At 61.0% G+C, this 16,177-nt stretch carries 16 protein-coding genes and 1 pseudogene; 11 read left to right on the top strand and 6 right to left on the bottom strand.

The genetic code is table 11. The features are described 5' to 3' along the window. Positions 1-31: 31 nt before the first annotated feature. From pdhA to ACA055_RS04510, 3 genes are read left to right on the top strand one after another with little or no spacing between them, the layout of a single operon-like run. Complete coding sequence (gene pdhA / locus ACA055_RS04500) at positions 32-1,126, top strand: pyruvate dehydrogenase (acetyl-transferring) E1 component subunit alpha (protein WP_497682540.1); 1,095 nt, start codon at positions 32-34, stop codon at positions 1,124-1,126. Beyond that, positions 1,119-2,108, top strand: a complete 990-nt coding sequence (locus ACA055_RS04505) for an alpha-ketoacid dehydrogenase subunit beta (protein WP_497682541.1) — start codon at positions 1,119-1,121, stop codon at positions 2,106-2,108. The genes pdhA and ACA055_RS04505 overlap by 8 nt, the downstream gene beginning before the upstream one ends. Before the next feature lie 28 nt (positions 2,109-2,136). Continuing rightward, entirely contained in the window at positions 2,137-3,246 is a 1,110-nt protein-coding gene (locus ACA055_RS04510) for a dihydrolipoamide acetyltransferase family protein (RefSeq protein ID WP_497682542.1), read from the top strand. Between the two features lie 167 nt (positions 3,247-3,413). On the opposite strand, the pseudogene ACA055_RS04515 reads toward ACA055_RS04510, so the two are convergent. Continuing rightward, positions 3,414-3,668 (bottom strand): annotated as a pseudogene (locus ACA055_RS04515) (YebG family protein); the annotation flags it as partial. A 316-nt stretch (positions 3,669-3,984) separates the two neighbouring features. Here ACA055_RS04515 and ACA055_RS04520 point away from each other — a divergent pair. Further along, positions 3,985-4,485 (top strand): phosphate-starvation-inducible protein PsiE, encoded by a 501-nt coding sequence (locus ACA055_RS04520; RefSeq protein ID WP_150710165.1) that lies wholly within the window; start codon positions 3,985-3,987, stop codon positions 4,483-4,485. Here the strand turns inward: ACA055_RS04520 and ACA055_RS04525 are convergent. Together ACA055_RS04525 and ACA055_RS04530 are read right to left on the bottom strand one after the other, a co-directional pair. Next, entirely contained in the window at positions 4,482-4,799 is a 318-nt protein-coding gene (locus tag ACA055_RS04525) for a DUF3509 domain-containing protein (RefSeq protein ID WP_497682543.1), read from the bottom strand. The genes ACA055_RS04520 and ACA055_RS04525 overlap by 4 nt on opposite strands. A 265-nt stretch (positions 4,800-5,064) precedes the next feature. Then, positions 5,065-6,441 (bottom strand): L-serine ammonia-lyase, encoded by a 1,377-nt coding sequence (locus ACA055_RS04530; protein WP_497682544.1) that lies wholly within the window; start codon positions 6,439-6,441, stop codon positions 5,065-5,067. A 135-nt stretch (positions 6,442-6,576) separates the two neighbouring features. Between ACA055_RS04530 and ACA055_RS04535 the strand changes: the two genes are divergently transcribed. Together ACA055_RS04535 and ACA055_RS04540 are read left to right on the top strand one after the other, a co-directional pair. Further along, positions 6,577-7,539, top strand: coding sequence for a LysR substrate-binding domain-containing protein (locus ACA055_RS04535; RefSeq protein WP_497682545.1), 963 nt, complete (start codon positions 6,577-6,579; stop codon positions 7,537-7,539). A 199-nt stretch (positions 7,540-7,738) separates the two neighbouring features. Further along, positions 7,739-8,149 carry an HPF/RaiA family ribosome-associated protein gene (locus ACA055_RS04540; protein ID WP_497682546.1) on the top strand — a complete coding sequence of 137 codons (411 nt, stop codon included), beginning with the start codon at positions 7,739-7,741 and terminating at the stop codon, positions 8,147-8,149. Between the two features lie 98 nt (positions 8,150-8,247). Here the strand turns inward: ACA055_RS04540 and fecA are convergent, their stop codons facing one another. From fecA to ACA055_RS04555, 3 genes are all read right to left on the bottom strand, one after another. Then, positions 8,248-10,581: a TonB-dependent Fe(3+) dicitrate receptor FecA gene (fecA, locus tag ACA055_RS04545; RefSeq protein WP_497682547.1), complete on the bottom strand. Its 2,334-nt coding sequence runs from the start codon at positions 10,579-10,581 to the stop codon at positions 8,248-8,250. Positions 10,582-10,680: 99 nt separating this feature from the next. After that, the gene (locus tag ACA055_RS04550; protein ID WP_497682548.1) at positions 10,681-11,619 is read right to left on the bottom strand and encodes a FecR domain-containing protein; all 939 of its coding nucleotides are present in this window, start codon (positions 11,617-11,619) and stop codon (positions 10,681-10,683) included. Next, positions 11,616-12,104 (bottom strand): sigma-70 family RNA polymerase sigma factor, encoded by a 489-nt coding sequence (locus ACA055_RS04555; protein ID WP_497682549.1) that lies wholly within the window; start codon positions 12,102-12,104, stop codon positions 11,616-11,618. Before ACA055_RS04555 ends, ACA055_RS04550 begins: the two co-directional genes overlap by 4 nt. A 198-nt stretch (positions 12,105-12,302) precedes the next feature. On the opposite strand from ACA055_RS04555, the gene ACA055_RS04560 reads away from it, so the two are divergent. From ACA055_RS04560 to ACA055_RS04580, 5 genes are read left to right on the top strand one after another with little or no spacing between them, the layout of a single operon-like run. Continuing rightward, complete coding sequence (locus ACA055_RS04560) at positions 12,303-12,608, top strand: DUF3649 domain-containing protein (protein ID WP_497682550.1); 306 nt, start codon at positions 12,303-12,305, stop codon at positions 12,606-12,608. Further along, on the top strand, positions 12,605-14,185 hold the full coding sequence (locus ACA055_RS04565; protein ID WP_497682551.1) for a PepSY-associated TM helix domain-containing protein: 1,581 nt from the start codon (positions 12,605-12,607) through the stop codon (positions 14,183-14,185). Before ACA055_RS04560 ends, ACA055_RS04565 begins: the two co-directional genes overlap by 4 nt. Beyond that, positions 14,186-14,512 (top strand): DUF3325 domain-containing protein, encoded by a 327-nt coding sequence (locus ACA055_RS04570; RefSeq protein ID WP_497682552.1) that lies wholly within the window; start codon positions 14,186-14,188, stop codon positions 14,510-14,512. It abuts the gene before it with no gap. Between the two features lie 4 nt (positions 14,513-14,516). Continuing rightward, positions 14,517-15,080 carry an RNA polymerase sigma factor gene (locus ACA055_RS04575; protein WP_497682553.1) on the top strand — a complete coding sequence of 188 codons (564 nt, stop codon included), beginning with the start codon at positions 14,517-14,519 and terminating at the stop codon, positions 15,078-15,080. After that, positions 15,077-16,066, top strand: a complete 990-nt coding sequence (locus ACA055_RS04580; RefSeq protein WP_497682554.1) for a FecR family protein — start codon at positions 15,077-15,079, stop codon at positions 16,064-16,066. The genes ACA055_RS04575 and ACA055_RS04580 overlap by 4 nt, the downstream gene beginning before the upstream one ends. The last annotated feature ends 111 nt before the right edge of the window (positions 16,067-16,177 follow it).

Here is a 16,177-nt window from a genome sequence, read left to right on the forward strand (position 1 = left end):
CACGCCGACCCGGCGTGCCAGGAGCCCTTTGATGCCGCACAAGGTTGAGCTGCGCTACACCCGGTTTTTATCCCCCGAAGGTCAGCTGCTCAGCGATCTCCCCGACTGGGCCGACGATTTCAATCTGCTCACACGCCTCTACCGGCAGATGGTCCTGACTCGTCTTTTCGATCAAAAAGCCGTCGCCCTGCAACGCACCGGGCGCATCGGCACCTACGCGCCGACGTTGGGCCAGGAAGCCATTGGCGTGGCCGTCGGCAGCCTGATGCACGCCGAAGATGTGCTGGTGCCGTATTACCGTGACACCGCGGTGCAGTTGATGCGCGGGGTGCGCATGGAAGAAATCCTCCTGTACTGGGGCGGCGACGAGCGCGGCAGCGACTTTGCCGACCCGGCGGTGGCCGAGGACTTCCCGATCTGCGTGCCGATTGCCACCCAGGCGCTGCATGCCTGCGGCGTCGCCAGCGCGTTCAAGATCCGTGGCGAGCATCGGGTCGCCGTCACGACCTGCGGCGACGGTGCCACCAGCAAAGGCGACTTTCTTGAAGCCCTCAACGTCGCCGGTGCCTGGCAGTTGCCGGTGGTGTTCGTGGTCAACAACAACCAATGGGCAATTTCGGTGCCGCGGCGAATCCAGTGCGGCGCCCCGACCTTGGCACAAAAAGCCATCGGTGCCGGATTCCACGGTGAGCAAGTCGACGGCAACGACATGCTCGCGGTTTACGATCGGATGCAGGTGGCCCTCGAACGGGCGCGCCACGGCAAAGGCCCGGTGTTGCTCGAATGCCTGAGCTATCGGCTCGGCGATCACACGACGGCCGACGATGCCACGCGCTACCGGCCGGCGGATGAGGTCAAGCAGGCCTGGCTCGAAGAACCGGTTAAACGCCTGCAGCGTTTTATGGTCGACCAAGGCGTGTGGGACGAGGGCCGCGAACAGGCGTTGATCAGCGAATGCCAGGGGCTGGTGCAGCGCGCTGTGGATAACTTCGAGGCGGCGGGCACGCAGGCACCCGAATCAGTGATGGATCATGTCTACGCCCAATGGCCGCAAGCCTTGGCCGAACAGCGCGAATGGTTGCTCGAACGGGCGGCGCGGCGGGCAGGAGGTCCGGGCAATGAGTAACGGCAAATTCACATTGCTGGAAGCGGTGAACCTGGCGTTGCATCGAGCCATGAGTGAAGACGAAAACGTCATCGTCCTGGGAGAGGACGTCGGCGTGAACGGCGGTGTGTTCCGTGCCACCCAAGGGCTGCGCGACAGCTTCGGCTTCAAGCGGGTGATCGACTCGCCGTTGGCCGAAACCATGCTCGGCGGACTGGTGGTGGGCATGGCGGCCCAAGGCCTGAAACCGGTGGTGGAAATCCAGTTCATGGGGTTTATCTACGCCGCCATGGAGCACCTGGTGTCCCACGCCAGCCGCATGCGCAATCGCACCCGCGGGCGCATCACTTGCCCGATGGTGATGCGCACACCGATGGGCGCAGGCATTCGCGCGCCGGAACATCACAGCGAAAGCACCGAAGCGTTGTTCGCGCACATTCCGGGGCTGCGCGTGGTGATTCCATCATCGCCGGCCCGGGCCTATGGCTTGTTGCTGGCGGCCATCGACGACCCCGATCCGGTGGTGTTTCTCGAACCGACCCGGCTCTATCGAATGAACCCGCAACCGCTGCTGGATGACGGCAAACGCCTGCCGCTGGACAGTTGTTTCACCCTGCGCGAAGGCAGCGATATCACCCTGATCAGCTGGGGCGCCAGCGTGATGGAAACCCTGCAAGCGGCGACCGCACTGGCCGAACGGGGCGTGTCGGCGGAAGTGATCGATGTCGCGAGTATCAAGCCGCTGGACCTCGACACACTGGAGGCTTCGGTGCGCAAGACCGGTCGCTGCGTGATCGTGCATGAAGCGCCGCGCTCCTGTGGCGTCGGTGCGGAAATCGCCGCGAGTCTCTACGAACGGGTGTTGTTGGAGTTGCAGGCGCCGATCCAGCGGGTCACCGCGCCGGACATTCCGCCGCCACTGTATCGGCTGGAATCGCTGTACATGCCCAACGTCGACGACATTCTTCTAGCCTGCGACAACGTGTTGGCGCATTACCACTGAACAGATGCCTGAATCCAAGGAGGCCGCGATGAAATATTTCAAACTGCCGGATCTGGGCGAAGGCTTGCAGGAAGCGGAGATCGTTCGCTGGCACGTCAGCGTCGGTGACACCGTCAAGGTCGATCAACTGCTGGTGTCGGTGGAAACCGCCAAGGCGTTGGTGGATATCCCCGCACCCTACGATGGCGTGGTGGCGAAACTCTATGGCGGTGAGGGCGACATCATTCACGTCGGTGAACCCCTGCTCGGTTACGAAGGCGAGGCGGATGCCGGCACCGTGGTCGGGCGACTTGAAGGTGGCGGCAGCAGTCAGGAGGATGCGTTTTTCATCGGCGCCGCACCGTCGACCCGCGAGCATCTCGCGACCCGTGCCACCCCGTCGGTGCGTCAACTGGCTCGGCAGCTCGGCGTGGAGTTGAGCGGGCTGACGGGCTCCGGCAGCGATGGGCTGATCACCCGCAGCGACGTGGAAACTGCCGCCCAGACTGAACGCGAGCGCTTCGGCGGCGAGCGTTTACGCGGCGTGCGACGCAGCATGGCATTGAACATGGCCCGGTCCCATGCCGAAGTGGTGCCGGTGACGATTTTCGGTGACGCCGACTTGCACCGCTGGGGCCAGGCGCGGGAACCGTTGATTCGTCTTGCCAAAGCGATGGCCGCCGCCTGCGCGGTGGAACCGGTGCTCAACAGCGCCTTCGACGGCAAAACCCAGTCGCTCAAACAACACGAACGGCTCGACCTGGGCATCGCGGTGGATACCCCGGACGGTTTGTTTGTGCCAGTGCTGCGCGATGTCGGCAATCGCACCTCGGCTGACTTGAAGGAAGGCGTCATGCGCCTGCGGGCCGATGTGCAAGCGCGATCGATTCCGCCCAAGGAAATGATGGGCGCGACCCTGACCCTGTCGAATTTCGGCACCTTGTTCGGCCGCTACGCCAACCCGGTGGTGGTGCCGCCGCAAGTGGCGATCCTCGCTGCCGGGGCGATTCGCGACGAACCGGTGGCGATGGACGGTGCGGTGGTGGTGCACCCGATCCTGCCGCTGTCCCTGACCTTCGATCATCGCGTGGTCACTGGCGGTGAGGCCTCGCGGTTCTTCAAAGCGCTGGTCGACGCCCTGGAACAACCTGACGCGTAGTTTTTTACAGGCATGAAAAAGGCCCTGAGCCATTCGACTCAGGGCCTATTCAATTCGGGCGTTGCTTACTTCGGTGTCTTGACGGCTTTGGCTGGCTTGGTTGGCGCAGCGTCCGCTACTTCAACAGGAGCAGCCACTTCAACAGGTGCAGCTTTTTCAGCGACTTCGGCAGGTGCATTGAGCAGTTCGGACAGAGCGTCCGGCTGGCTCTTGAATGCCTTGGCGAACACATCGCGATTCTTCGCCATGTAGATCCCGGCTTCTTCCACTTGCTGCTCGGTCAGGGACGGAACGGCTTTTTGCAACACTTCAGCCAGCAACTCGGCCAGTTCGAGCATTTTGTCATGACGGTCAGCTTCGGCTTTATCCATGAACAAACGCTCCAGATCTCGGCTGCTGCGGTATACCACTTCGACGGCCATTCACCACCTCACATGCCTTCACATTAAGTTGTCTATTCGACCACTGTATTTATATACAGCGAAAAGGATAAGCGAATCCCTGCGCTTTGGGTAGTGGCTTTTTAATGTAGACCGTATTCAGGGTTTGTCAGGTGAGCCGTGGCGCTCCATTCGCGTGCAAGCCCGCTGCCACAGGGTGCGACCAAACGCCACGGAGCGCGTTTTAGAGCAGCTCGCCATCATGTTGCAGGCGGCTCTGGCCTTTTTTCTGCATGCAGAACAACCGTCACGTCCAACCCGCATCATCTGCTCGAACCGAGCTAAGGAAAGAATCATCGTGAAAATCAACTGGGCCGAGAACCTGCGGCAGAACGTGCATCAGCTGGCCGAGTCCCTGGGCAATCTGTTTGTCGAGACCTTCCACTACCTGGCGCTGTTCGCCATCGGTGCGGTGACCGCATGGGCGGCGGTCATGGAATTTCTCGGGATGCTTGAGCAAGGTCACATCAAGATCGATGACATCTTGCTGCTGTTCATCTACCTGGAATTGGGTGCGATGGTCGGGATTTACTTCAAGACCAATCACATGCCGGTGCGTTTTCTGATCTACGTGGCGATCACGGCGCTGACGCGGCTGCTGATCTCCAATGTATCGCACCACAATCCACCTGACCTGGGGATCATCTACCTGTGCGGCGGGATTCTGCTGCTGGCGTTTGCGATTCTGGTGGTGCGCTACGCCTCGTCGCAATTCCCCTCGGTGAAGATCGAACACCCGCAGCGCAAGGTCGGTGCGGGCTCCGGTGAACATCCCGAGGTAGAGAAGGGCGAGATCTAAAGACCCATGGTGGGTCGGGGCGGGCGCTTGGCTTGTGGCGGCGGCAGGTTGCGATTGTCGCCGTCGGTCATGGCTTCGAGGATGGCCACGGCGCTGTGCCCCTGTTCGATGGCGATGCCGAACTGAATGCTCTGTACCAGGCGTTTAAGGCGCTTGGGATCATTGCGTTGTTCGGCGCTGATCATCCGTTTGGCCACCACGTGACCACTGTTGGACAGGGTCAGCATGATGCTGCCGTCCAGACCCTGAATGCTCAGGTTGATCTGGTAATCCGGTGCAAAGACATCGGTAATGAGCTGAAAGGGGTTGTCCATGATGCGTTACCGCCTGATTGAACGTGCAGTTGTTGACCCGCCGTGATCGGGATTAGTTCGCAACACCAGACCACCGGCACGTCGCTCGCTGAGGTTTCAAAAAGTCCTTTTTGCCTCATCAGTGATATAGCAAGGGGCATGCCGGAAATATTGTCGAACAATGAACACGGCAAAAAAGAGGCGGGCACCGTGGCCCGCCTTCTTTTTGCCTGCCCGTTTCAGGGCATGAATCAATAGATGTTCGCAGACAGTGCAACCCGTCCGGTCAGCACTCCACCCAGCTCACCGCCAAACCGCCCCGTGACGTCTCTTTGTATTTGTCATGCATGTCGGCGCCGGTATCGCGCATGGTGCGGATCACCCGGTCCAGGGAAATGAAGTGTTTGCCATCGCCGCGCAGGGCCATTTGCGTGGCATTGATCGCCTTCACCGCCGCGATGGCATTGCGCTCGATGCACGGCACTTGCACCAGGCCGCCGACCGGGTCGCAGGTCAGGCCGAGGTTGTGTTCCAGGCCGATTTCGGCGGCGTTTTCCAGTTGCTCGGGCGTGGCGCCGAGCACGTCTGCCAGACCGGCGGCGGCCATGGCACAGGCGGAGCCCACTTCGCCCTGACAGCCGACTTCGGCGCCGGAGATCGATGCGTTTTTCTTGCAGAGAATTCCTACAGCTGCAGCACCCAGAAAGAACGCCACCACGTCATCGTCCGACGCGTCCGGGTTGAATTTCATGTAGTAGTGCAGCACCGCCGGAATGATCCCCGCCGCGCCATTGGTCGGTGCGGTCACCATGCGTCCGCCGGCCGCGTTTTCTTCGTTCACGGCGAGGGCGAACAGGTTGACCCACTCCATGGCCGACAGGGTCGAGGTGATGACATTCGGTTTGCCGATTTCCAACAGGCTGCGGTGCAATTTCGCCGCGCGGCGCGGAACATTCAGACCGCCGGGCAGGATGCCTTCGTGCCGCAGGCCTTGCTCGACGCACTCACGCATGACCGACCAGATATGCAGCAGGCCCTGACGAATTTCGGCATCACTGCGCCAGGCCCGTTCGTTGGCCATCATTAGTTCGGAAACCCGCAGCCCATGTTGGTTGCAGAGCTTGAGCAGCTCGGCGGCGCTGGAAAAATCGTACGGCAACACCACGTCGCTGGTCGGTGCAATGCCCGACTCGGCTTCAGCCGCTTCGATGATGAAACCGCCGCCGATCGAGTAGTACGTCTGCTCCCACAGCTCACCGGTTTCACCGAAGGCTGTCAGGGACATCGCATTGGGGTGGTAGGGCAAGCTCTCGTCCAGCAACAGGAGATCGCGCTGCCAGATGAAGGGAATGGTCGCAACGCCTGCCAGGGACAATTCCCCGGTTTCGCGCAAGTGCTGGATTCGACTCTCGATGGTCGTGGGATCGATACTGTCCGGCCATTCGCCCATCAGGCCCATGACGCAGGCGCGGTCGGTGGCGTGGCCGACGCCGGTGGCCGAAAGGGAGCCGTAAAGTCGGATTTCTACCCGCCGTACGTCAGCCAGTACACCTTGGTCGATCAGGGCCTGGGCGAAGGTCGCTGCCGCGCGCATCGGGCCGACGGTGTGGGAGCTGGACGGACCGATGCCGACTTTGAAGAGATCGAAAACACTGATAGCCATGCTAAAGCCTATTCCTGCAATGGGAGATAAATCGCTGCCATTTTTGTAGGACAAGCGCAATGTCGGCGATACTGCCTCCCTCGGTCCTACGTGACCAACGAAACTTCCTAAGACAGCCTTTAGCAGGACTAAACGATGAGTCGTCAATTGCATGCCCAGACCTATGTCTGGCTGCACGTGTTTTCCTGTGCGGCGCGGCACTTGTCGTTCACTCGATGCGCCGAAGAACTGCACATCACACCGGGCGCGGTCAGTCAGCAAATTCGTCAGTTGGAAGAGCGACTGGGTTTTCGCCTGTTTCACCGTCGTGCCCGTGGTGTGGAACTGAGCGCTGAGGGCCAGCGACTGGCCATCACCGTCAACGAGGCCTACGGCAGCATCGATGCAGAATTGCGACGACTGGACGCCGGGATGATCAGCGGGATTCTGCGCGTGCGCTCGATTCCATCGTTCCTGAGCAAGTGGCTGACCCCGCGTCTGCCGCGTTTGCAGCAGCGTTTTCCGGACATTCAATTGCGCCTGGTGGCCGAGGACAGCAGCGTGCCGTTGCATGAGGGTGACTTCGATCTGGCCATCGATCTGAACGACGGCAGCTACCCCGGCTTGTTATCCACAGCCTTGCTCGATGAGCAGATCTTTCCGGTCTGTGCCCCGAGCCTGCTGCGCGGCCGCCCGCCGCTGCATGGGCCGGCGGACCTGGTGCACTTCCCGTTGCTGCACGACATCACGGCCTGGCGCGGCAGTTACGAGTACGCGGAATGGGAGTTTTATCTGAATGCCATTGGCTTCGAAGGGGCGGACGTTCGGCGCGGACATACCTTCAACCGCAATCACCTGACTATCGAAGCCGCGATTGCCGGGATGGGGGTGGCGATTGCGCGCAGAACGTTGCTGAACGATGAGCTGGAGCGGGGGGCGTTGATCGTGCCGTTTGGCCTGGCGGTGCCCAATCACAAACGTTACATGCTGCTCTATGCGCCGGGGGCGTTGAGCCATCCGGGCGTGCGTGCGGTGCATGACTGGCTGGTGGAAGAGGCGGGGATTTTTCGCAGCCTGCACCCGCTGGGTGGTGCGGCGGATGTGAGCAAATGTGACTGAAGAGCGTGGCGACCCAACTCCCGACCTTAACAGCGCTTTTACCGGTTGTCCGGCTTTTTTTGCGAATCCATATTTATCTTTTTTTAGGGGTTGAAATGTTCTTCGCGCAGACCGATTGTGTAACCAAGAGGTTGCGGTGATGACGCCCAAGGGCCAGCCGATGTACCTCTCGCGAGCTAGCTGAAATAAGGGATGAACTATGCAAATCCAAGTCAACAGTGATAACCATATTCAAAGCAGCATCCGACTGGAGGAGTGGGTACGTACTACCATTGAGAGCACGCTCGAACGTTATGAAGAGGACCTGACACGCGTCGAGGTTCATCTGCGGGACGAAAATGGCGACAAGCCTGGTCCCCATGACATGCGCTGCCAGTTGGAAGCGCGGCCAAAAGGCCACCAACCGATTTCTGTAACCCATAAGGCCGAAAGCCTGGAACTGGCGATCGACGGCGCGGCCACCAAGCTTGAACATGCGCTTGATCATATGTTCGGCAAACTGCGGGGCAAACCACGTGCCGCTGTAGTGCCGTTCGAAAGGGGCGCGCATGCTGACGTGCTGCTGGAAGAAGAGTTTCTCGAGAACGAACAGGCTGCGCAAAACGGCTAAAGCCTGATTCACTTTTTACCTTTCCACCACTGAAGACGGGCCTGCATTGCAGGCCCGTTCTTGTTTCTACTGATCGTCCAGGCGATTAGCGTAGAACGTTAAAACGCCACCGACGTCTGCACATATACCGTCCGCGGTTCTCCCACGTACTTGCCCTTGTTGTTGTCATCGAACGATCGAGTGAAGTACTGACGATTGAAGATGTTCTTCACGCCCACCGCCACAGTCAGATCCGACAGTTTCGGCCCGAAGTCATACGCCGCGCGGCTGCTGAACAGCATGTAGCCAGGAATCCTGCCGGTGCTGCCATCGGCGCTTTCGGCCGAGGTGTTGGCGTTGTCGGCAAACTGGTCGCTCTGGTAGTTGCTGTCCAGGTTCAGTTTCCACGCGCCTTCGGTATAACCCACGCCAAGCGTGCCTTTGTGTTTCGAGGAGAACGGCACACGATTGCCCTTGTTCGGCCCGTCTTCGCGGATGGTCGCGTCAACATAGGCATATGTGGCGTACACATCGAAACCAGTCAGTGAAGGGCTCAAATCATCGAGGGCGTAGTTGATGCTGCTTTCGATACCTTGATGGCGGGTTTCGCCGCGGGCGATCACCGTGTCGTTGGTCTGATTGCTTTCGTACTGGTTGTCGAAGTTGATCAGGAATGCGCCGATCTCCGCCCTCAACGCACCGTTGTCGTAACGGGTGCCCAATTCCCAGGTGCGGGCCTTCTCTGGTTTGACTTCGCCGCTGGTCACCCGGTTAGGCATCTGGCTGTATTGCACGCTGCCGAACGAGCCTTCGGTATTGGCGTAGAGGTTCCAGGTGTCAGTCAGGTGATAGAGCACGTTCAACGCCGGCAGTGCGGTGTTGTAGTCGCCCTTGTACTTCTCGTTCGTCAGGTTGTTGGTCTGCTGCGAATCGATCATTTCGTAGCGGATGCCCGGCGTGAGCGTCCACTTGCCGATGTCGATCCGGTCATCGATGAAGAACGCGTTGGCCTCGGTGCCGCCCCGGGTGTCGCGGTCATTGCGGCTGTTGGTGGTCGGGTATTCGTTGCTGGCGCTCGGCGTGCGATAACGCAATTCGTGGCCGGCCTCGTTGATGTAGCGATAGCCGACGCCGACTTCATGGCTGGTCGGGCCGACGTCGAAGCCTTGGGCGAAACGGGTTTCCAGACCGCGCACCCAATATTCGCGAGGCGACAGCGAAAGGAACGTGCCTTGATCCAGATAACCACTGCGCAACGTCTTGGTGAAGAAGGTGTTGGCGGTGAACTCGCGGCGATCTTGCTGATAGCGATAGCCGAAGTTGAACATCGTGCGACGGCCCCAGAATTGGTCTTTCGGGCGGGTCGACTGATACGGGTCGGCATCGTAATCGGCGACGTTCAGGCCACCGGGCATGTCGGCCTTGCCTTCGTAATACTGAGCCATGGCGTTGAAGCTGTTGGCGTCGTCGAGCTGGTAGCTGCCCTTGAGAATCAGGTCGTCGATTTCGGTATCACTGTGTTCGCGCCAGTCGCCACCGCGAGTGCCGGAATACAACAGCGCACCGCCCAGACCATTATCGGCCGTGCCGCCGGCCAACAGATTGCCGGTGGTCTTGAACCCGTCGTGGCTGGAGGAAGGACTGGTTTCAGTCTGGAAGCCGCCCTTGACTGTCGGCGCATCGGGAATGGCCCGGGTCACGAAGTTGACCACGCCGCCGACGTTTTGTGGACCGTAGCGCACCGCGCCACCGCCGCGCACCACGTCGACCGCGTCCATGTTGCCCATGCTGACCGGCGCGAACGACAACTGCGGCTGGCCATAAGGTGCGAACGGCACCGGAATGCCGTCCATCAGCACCGTCGAGCGCGACGCCAGGCGCGGATTGAGCCCGCGAATGCCGAAGTTCAGCGCCATATCATGGCTGCCGGTGCCGTTGTTGTCCGGCGCGTTCACACCGGGGATGCGGTTGAGCACGTCCCGGGCCTGGGTCGCGCCCTGGCGTTCAAACTCTTCGCGGCGAATCACATCACGCGCACCAGGGTGTTCGAAGACGTTGATGGGCGCCGCATCGCCGAGCCAGTCGCCGATGACTTTGGACGTGTCCAGCTCCAACGCGGTGTCGCCGACCGGTTGCAGACTGAAGGCATTTTCGCCCTCGGCGCGGGCTTGCAGGCCAGTGCCTTCAAGCAAGGCGTCCAAGCCTTGCGAGGGCGTGTAGTTGCCTTCCAGGCCACGGCTTTGCACACCGCTGGTGACTTGCGAACCAAAGGAAATCAACACGCCGGCCTCACGGCCAAACTGGTTGAGAGCGTTTTCCAGCGAGGACGGCGCGATGTGGTACGGCTTGGCATCAGCAGCATGTGTGAGGGACACGGCACCAAAGCTCAGGCTGGCGCCCAGCAAGAGTTGGCGCAGGGTGCGGGCCAGTGGGGTAAGGCGGGTGGATGGCATGGACGACGATCCTGAGAAGGTGGAATCAAGGTGGCTTTCCTTCTCTGTCACGCCAGATCTGAAAAACGGCTCACGTGTTTCGATATTTTTTTAAGGCTTTTAAACCTTCGCCTCAACCGTCACCCAATACCGAGTAAAGCGCCTCACCTTTACCGGCAAGCTGATTTCCAGCAGCTCCAGAATCCGTTCGCTGTCATCCAGTGGGTAAGTCCCGGAGATCAACAGGCCAGCAACCTTCGCGTCGCAAAGGAGTTGCCCGCGACGGTAGCGACCGAGCTCATCGAGGAAATCGCCGAGGCGCATATGCGCAGCCACCAGCATGCCCTCGACCCAGGCGCCACTGTTGGCGTCCAGGGGCAGGGGATTGCCGATACCGCGCGCACCAAAGCTCAACTGCCCGGCGCTTAGCAGTTTCAGCGGCGAACCGCTGTCCGGCGTCAATTCGACGCTACCTTCGAACAGCGCGACCTGGGTGTGATCGGAAAACTGCCGCACGTTCATGCGCGCGCCTTGTGTCGTTAGCAAGCCTTGGGCGGTGCGAACCTGAAACGCTTGGGCGGCGGTCAGCAGCATCTCGCCCTCCAGCAAGCGGATCAGCCGTTGCTGACCTTCGACGCGCACATCCACCGAACTGGCGGTGTTGAGCTGCAACTGGCTGCCATTGCTGAGCGGCACCTTGCGCCGCTGTCCAACCGGGCTGCGGTAATCGGCCAGCAACGGGGTCAGCGGATTGTGCTCGCGCATACTCCAAGTGACTGCGGAACCGGCGCCGAGTATCAGCAGCAACTTCAGCGCCTGACGACGGCTGCCGGATTTCGGCGCATTCAGGGCGGCGTGGGCCAGGGGCGAAGACAAACCACGCAAACGTTGATTGACCCGCTGGATATGCTCCCACGCCCGTTGATGTTCACTGTGCGCATCGTGCCATTGCTGCCAGGCGTGTTGTTGGCGCGGGGTCAACGGGCCTTGCTGCATTTCCATCAACCAATGCACAGCCTGCTCGGCGACCTGAGACGAAAAGTCCGGCGGGTTGTTCATAGGGCGAAATAGCAGCGCATCGCCGCTTTGTTCAGGTGTCGTTTGACCGTGGCGATGGAAATCTTCAGCTCGGCGGCGATCTGTGGATAAGTCAGGCCATCGACCTGCGCCAGCAGAAACGCGCGCTTGACCAGGCGTGGCAGGCCATCGAGCAATTGGTCCAGTTCCATCAGGGTTTGCAGGATGATCGCCCGATCTTCCTCCGACGGCGCCACGATTTCCGGCATCTGCGCTAACGCATCGAGATAGGCGCGCTCCAGATCCTGGCGGCGGTAATGGTTGAACAGCACGCGTTTGGCGATGGTGGTGAGGAAGGCTCGCGGCTCGATGATCTGCGGGGCTTCCCGCGCGGTCAGCACCCGCATGAACGTGTCCTGGGCCAGGTCCGCCGCGCTGTCAGGGCAGCCGAGTTTGCGCCGCAGCCAACCAGTGAGCCAGTTGTGATGGGCGTGATAAAGGACTTCGACGGTATTGGCTGGCTGCAACGGGACCACTCCGACCGCATTCGAATGCGTTAGAGAACAAGAATTGTTCGCATTGTAGTGGCGCAGACGTGGCCACGGCAATCGGCGGTATTGACGATCTCATCGGAGTCTTTTGCGTATGAGAATATTTATCATTAATATTGCGCCCTTGCTGGCCCCGTGACGTTCACGCGGCCTCACCCGTTTCAAGGTCGAAACATGAAAGGCAAAATCAGCACACTCTCCGTTTCCTATCGACTGGCGGTCACTTCGCGGGTGCTGGCCGCTGTGCTGGGCGGTTATGTCGTCGCGGCGCTGGCCAGTGTCAGCCTGAGCCTGTGGCTGCCGATGGCTCGCGCCGAAGCCGTGGTGACCGGGATGATGACCTCGTTTCTGGCCTACCTGGTCGCAGTGCTCTGGTGTTTTGCCTGCCGCAGTGCGTGGCAGGCCTGGTTCGGGCTGATCGTGCCAAGCCTGGTGTTGGCGGCCGTGGCGGGACTGGCGTACTGGATGGGGCACTCATGAAAGAGGGCTTTCGTCAGGCGATGGCCTGGCTGCACACCTGGACCGGTTTGATTTTCGGCTGGTTGCTGTTCGCGATTTTCCTGACCGGGACGCTCGCCTATTTCAAGGACGAGACCAGCCACTGGATGCAGCCGGAAATTCCCGCCCGTTCGGTGTCCTCCGAAGCCAGTTTGACCCTGGCTCAAGACTATCTGCAGCAACACGCGGCGGGTGCCTCGCGCTGGCTTATCGATTTGCCGGATGCCCGGGAGCCCGGCCTTTCGGTGAGATGGCAGCAGACGCCGGCCAAGCCCGGTACGCGTGGCCAGTTCACGGAAAAACTGCTCGACCCGCAAACCGGCGCCGAAGTGCTGGGCCGGGAAACCAGTGGTGGCGAGTTCTTCTATCGCTTCCACTTTCAGCTGCAAATGCCCTATCCGTGGGGCCGCTGGTTATCGACCATCGCCGCCATGGTGATGTTCGTCGGCCTGATCACCGGGATCATCACCCACAAGAAAATCTTCAAGGACTTCTTCACCTTTCGTCCGCGCAAGGGCCAGCGCTCCTGGCTCGACGGGCACAACGCGGTGGGTGTGCTGGTGCTGCCGTTTCACCTGATGATCACTTACAGCAGCCTGGTGATTTTCATGTCGATGGTGATGCCGGCGAGCATTCTTGCCTCGTACAACGGCGATGTCCGAGCGTTTTACGACGAGGTGTTCCCGGCGTCCAATACCCCGCCAATCGCTGGAACACCGGGCCACTTGGCGCCGATGGCACCGCTGCTGGAACGCGCTCGCGAGCAATGGTCGGGCGGGCGGGTCGGGCGGCTGACGGTGAACAACCCGGGGGATGCGAATGCCTCGGTGGTCCTTTTGCGCGATGGCGCCGACCGGGTGGTTCACGACTCTGGCAGCGCGCTGACGTTCAACGGCGTGACCGGGCAACTGGTCGGCGCCACGCCGGCACAAGCGCTGCCGATGGCCATTGCCGGGAGTTTCTACGGCTTGCACATGGGGCATTTCGCCGGTCCGGTGTTGCGCTGGCTGTACTTCATTTGCGGTCTGGCGAGCACGGCAATGATCGGCACCGGGCTGGTTATCTGGCTCGGCAAACGTCAACTCAAACACGCGAAAAGTGGCGTCATGCCGCTCGAACTGCGACTGGTGGAAGTGTTGAACATCGCGAGCATGTCGGGGTTGGTGGTCGCGGTGGCGGTGTTTTTCTGGGCCAATCGATTATTGCCGGTTGGAATGGCCGGGCGGGCGGATTGGGAGGTGAACTGCTTCTTCATCGTCTGGGGCCTGAGCGTGCTGCACGCCATGGTTCGTCGGGGCCGCGCGGCGTGGGTCGAACAGTTGGCGCTGGCGGCATTGCTGTTTTGCGCGGTGCCGCTGCTGAACGCCCTGACCACGCCGTATCACTTGGGGGCCACATTGATGCAGGGCGATTGGGCGATGGCCGGTTTCGATCTGGCGTGCCTGGGCAGTGGCGTGTTTCTCGCCTGGGCTGCGCGAAAAATGCAGCGTTCGGGCAAGGCCACAAGCGTCGCCCGACAACGCGCAAAACCGTTAACGCTTGAGCAAGGAGCCCATTGAATGCTGCTGGCCTTGTTGCTCTGCTATGGCGGTTTCACCGCGCTGTGTTTATCGATGGACCGGCACCACGCCGAACTGCTGGGTCGCAAGCCGTCGACCCGCCGTCGCCACAGTTTGAAACTCGGTGGCTGGTTGTTGCTGACGTTATCGCTGTGGGCGGCAGTATCGGCGGCGGGCTGGGGCCTTGGATTGGTGGAGTGGTTCGCGGTGTTGATGCTCAGCGCTTTGCTGCTGGTGTTATTGATACCGTATCGCCCGCGCCTGGCCCTGGCGCTGGCCGGGTTGAGCCTGCTCGCCAGCCCCGTTGCCGCGCTTGCGCAAGGCTGACCTGATGATCACCCGTCCTCCGGAATCCCACGATGATGAACACCGCGGTGCGCGTGCGCATTTTCTGCAGGTGTTCCTTTCCCAGCGCTCGCAAATGGAAGCGCTGGTGAGCCGTCGTGTCGGTTGTCGGGCCACGGCGGCGGACCTGGTGCAGGACTTGTTCCTGCGTTTCTGGCGCCGGCCGCTGGTGCAGGTCGAAGAGCTCAGTACTTACCTGTTGCGCTGCGCCGGCAATATTGCCATCGACCATCTGCGCAGTGAAGGCGCACGAGTGCGAGTCAATGAAGGTTGGCTGCCGGAACAACCGGACAGCCAGGGCAGCGAGCCGCAAGCGGCGCTGGAGGCGGGCAACGATTTGCGCCATGTCGAAGCGGCGTTGCGTGCGTTGCCGGAGCGCACGCGGCAGATCTTTTTGCTCAACCGCATCCATGGCCGCAAATACGCCGAGATCGCCAAAGCGATGGGCCTGTCCCAAAGCGCCGTGGAAAAACATATGATGCGCGCCCTCGAGGCTTGCAAGGCCAGCCTGCGGGAAGCCGAGCCGCGCACGCCAGGGAAAGCACCATGAACAACATCGAACGCGTCACCCCGACGCCGGCTCAGGAGCAGGCGGCTTTGGCCTGGCTGAGTCTGTTGCATGACCAGCCCAGCAGTGGCGATCAGGTCACTTTCAGTCATTGGTTGCAGGCCGATCCCGCCCACGCCGAGGCTTACGCGCAGGCACAAGTAGTGTGGGAGTTGACCGAAGCACCGGCACGAACCCTGGCCGATGAAGAAGCGTTTGCCTTGCAGGGTTACCTCAATGCCATGAATCGCCCGCGCCGCAGCAGCGTTCGGCGCTGGTCCGGTGTACTGGCGATGGCGGCATGTCTGGTGTTGATGATCGGCGTCGGCGCGGGTTGGCAGCCGTCACGCTGGATCGATGATCTGGGCGCGGACTACGTGTCGGCGCCGGGGGAAATCCGCACCGTCACGCTGGCCGATCAGTCGCAAGTCACCCTGGATGCCGACAGTGCGATCGCGGTGGATTTCAGTCGCGGCGAGCGGCATGTGCAGCTGCGTCGAGGTGCCGGTTTTTTCAGCGTGACCCACACCGACGAGCCGTTTGTGGTCGATGCTGAAAAGGGTCAGGCGCGGGTGCTGGGGACGCAGTTCGAAGTCCGCCTGCAACACAATGGCGCGCAAGTCACGGTGTTGTCTGGCCGGGTCGGCGTGACGGCGGACAAGCACGCCGCGCAGCAAATCCTCACGGCCGGCCAGCAAGTGGCGTATGGCGAGGGCGCGGCGCAACAACTTCATGCCGTGGACAGTGAAGCGCAGTTGGCCTGGCGTCAGGGTTGGCTCAATTACTACAAGGCGACACTCGCCGATGTAGTGCAGGACCTGGGGCGTTATTACCCGGGAAGGATTGTGTTGCTCAACGAAGAACTGGCGGCACGGCGTGTCAGTGGCAGTTTCCCGAGCAAGGACCCGCAGGCGGTGTTGAGTTCTTTGCAGGGGGTGTTGGGGTTTGAGCAGCATAAGGTTTTGGGGCATCTGATAATTTTGCGCTGAGGCTACCGGCCTATTCGCGAGCAAGCCCGCTCCCACATTTGGAATGCATTCCTCTGTGGGAGCGGGCTTGCTCGCGAAGGGGCCAGATCAAACACCACATCCTTGTCGATA

This window comes from Pseudomonas sp. LBUM1657 (genome assembly GCF_059716075.1).